Origin of the sequence: Stenotrophomonas sp. PS02289 (genome assembly GCF_029960115.1) — a bacterium.
In the GTDB taxonomy this organism is placed as follows: Bacteria; Pseudomonadota; Gammaproteobacteria; order Xanthomonadales; family Xanthomonadaceae; genus Stenotrophomonas.
Genome location: NZ_JASCOZ010000339.1, coordinates 1 through 1,084, shown reverse-complemented (window position 1 = coordinate 1,084; position 1,084 = coordinate 1). Strand labels below are relative to the sequence as shown.

Sequence of the window (1,084 nt, the reverse complement as noted above, 5' to 3'; positions counted from 1 at the left end):
GGGCGTGGCTCTACGGCCCGGGTAGAGCCACGCCCTGCGTGGCTGCGACGCGCCGGATGCGCCTTACACTGTCAAACATCACCTACGTCCAAGGATCCCCATGCGCATCGGCCTGGCTGCCAACCGTCTGCACCACCACGACAAGCACGCCGCGCTGTTCCGTTGGCTGGGGCCTTGCGAGGCGGGCCTGCGCGAGCTGGGGGTGGAGCTGCACGCGGTGGGGCGCACCTATGACGCCATCCAGCGCCTGGGCTTCCTCAAGGACCTGCCGGCCCTGCACCGCTACCCGAACGGCCGCCAGGGCGGCCTGATGAAGCTGGTGGCCGAGGTGGTGGGCATGGGCACGCCGGAGCGCACGCTGGATGGGGCGATCTACCTGATGGACCCGGTCGACCCCTCCTCGATCTTTCCCGAAGCCACGGCGCTCAAGCGCCAGTGCGTGATCCACGGCAAGCCGTTCATTTCCACCGTGGCGACGGCGCGGGACTGGATCGAGGTCGAGCGGGTGCACGCCGGGTTGACCGCCGACCCGGGCGCGGATGACTTGCATGCCTTCGAGCAGCAGACCCTGGCGCTGATTGCCCACGACGCGATGAAGCCGGCCATGCTGGCCTTCGCCGATGAACATTTCGACGTGTTGGCGCGCTTCCAGCACCGGGTCGCGACCGGCACCACCGGCCAGCGCTTGAATGAGCTGGCCTGGAGCAAGGGCTGGCCGCAGGATCAGGAGTGGGTGACCCGCTACCAGAGCGGTCCGATGGGCGGCGACGCGCAGATTGCCGACCGCGTGCTGGAAGGACGCTGCCAGCGCGCGATCTTCTTTGAAGACCCGCATGTGGCGCGCCAGCACGAAGCGGATATCCAGCTGCTGGAACGCGCGGTGACCACCGTGACCGACCAGGCGGTCTGCATCACCGCCCCACGCGTGGCCGCGCGCTGGGCGCAGGCCGCCGCCAAGCGCGCCGGCTGACGTTGCCGGGTGCCAGATATCCGTAGAGCCACGCCCTGCGTGGCTGGGGCACGTCCGGGTTGGTCGAAGCCACGCAGGGCGTGGCTCTACGGCAACCGGGTGTAGGCCGGATTT

General features: G+C 69.2%; 1 protein-coding gene. It reads left to right on the top strand.

The window, feature by feature from the left end:
- Positions 1 to 100 precede the first annotated feature (100 nt).
- Complete coding sequence (locus QMX83_RS21490; protein ID WP_282298654.1) at positions 101 to 970, top strand: methylglyoxal synthase; 870 nt, start codon at positions 101 to 103, stop codon at positions 968 to 970.
- The last annotated feature ends 114 nt before the right edge of the window (positions 971 to 1,084 follow it).